This window comes from Frankia sp. AgKG'84/4, assembly GCF_023242965.2.
Taxonomy (GTDB): domain Bacteria; phylum Actinomycetota; class Actinomycetes; order Frankiales; family Frankiaceae; genus Frankia.
The window spans coordinates 1-529 of the sequence record NZ_JALKFU020000727.1; the positions used below are offsets into that span (position 1 = coordinate 1).

Consider the following 529-nt stretch of genomic DNA (forward strand, 5'->3'; position numbering starts at 1 on the left):
GCAGGCGGGTCGGTTGTCGGCGTTTGTGTCGGCGCGGCCTGAGCTGGGTCTGGGGGATGTGGGTTTTTCGTTGGTGTCGTCGCGGTCGGTGTTTGCGCATCGGGCGGTGGTGGTGGCGGGCGATCGGGCGGGTTTTCTGGCCGGTCTGGGGGTGTTGGCGCGGGGGGATTCGGCGGCGGGTGTGGTGTCGGGGGTGGCGGTGGCGGGTTCTGGGCCGGTGTTCGTGTTTCCGGGTCAGGGGTCGCAGTGGGTGGGGATGGCGGTGGAGTTGTTGGATTCTTCGCCGGTGTTTCGGAAGCGGTTGGAGGAGTGCGCCGCGGCGTTGGAGCCGTTCGTGGACTGGTCGATGGTGGACGTGCTTCGTGGGGTGGAAGGTGCGCCGGATCTCGAGCGGGTGGAGGTGGTGCAGCCGGTGTTGTGGGCGGTGATGGTGGCGTTGGCTGGGTTGTGGGGGTCGTTCGGGGTGGTGCCGTCGGCGGTGGTGGGGCATTCGCAGGGGGAGATCGCGGCGGCGTGTGTGGCGGGGGCG

Annotated in this window: 1 protein-coding gene; it reads left to right on the plus strand. The window is 69.6% G+C overall.

Annotation, left to right across the window (positions count from 1 at the left end; translation table 11 throughout):
• A partial coding sequence (locus MXD58_RS24820) for an acyltransferase domain-containing protein (RefSeq protein WP_250610063.1) occupies nt 1-529 on the plus strand: 529 nt, incomplete at both ends.